A 660-nucleotide genomic window follows, 5' to 3' on the forward strand; every position below is an offset into this window, starting at 1 on the left:
AGCAGCATCGCAAGCTGGGCCCGATCGAAGTCCTCGAACACCTGAGAAATCACATCCAGGACCTCACCAGCCGCACCCGCCGGGGGCACCTCCGCCATCTCCGAAGCGATCTTCTCCCGGGCGGTGCCCATGGCGGACACGGCGGGCGTATTTCCCGCCGCATTCCCGCACTGCCCGAAAGAAGAAGTCATACCACTAAGGATACCAAGAAAGGCCCAGAAAGGACCTATCCCGGAGGTGATAACACCCTTACCAGGCCACCCCGACCCGCCTTCCCCATTCCCCGGAAAAAAGCCTTCCAGAAAAGGGAGTCAACCCCCTGACCGCATTCCTGGGCAAAGCGGACAAATGTGTTCCAGTATGGGAATGATCTTGCTCCTGTCGCCATTCTCGACGGCCGAGGGTGGAGCCAGGAGCAAGATCATCGGGGTTTCGCCTCCCACCTTGACCGGCCGCGACACCCGACCCGTCGATGCTCCGGCGGCGTGGCAGGCATCGGCCGCCAGGCCGAGGGGGTTCCGTTTTTCGGGCGAAGCCCGAAAGGGATCGGACCTCGACCACCCGTCCCCCTTTCCCGATAGCCGCCAACCCGCCGTCGTAGCGGAGCGGGTCAAGGTGGAGCGCCGTTGACGCGCGAAGCGCTCGATGGCGACGACCTTG

The 660-nt window shown here is 63.6% G+C and carries 1 protein-coding gene; it reads right to left on the minus strand.

Translation table 11 applies throughout. From position 1 onward, the window contains the following. Nucleotides 1–191 (minus strand): hypothetical protein (locus tag ACYVD1_RS34795; protein WP_460778730.1); only part of this gene is annotated, 191 nt, incomplete at its 3' end. Nucleotides 192–660: the final 469 nt, after the last annotated feature.

The sequence above is a fragment of the Nocardiopsis nanhaiensis genome (assembly GCF_054778635.1).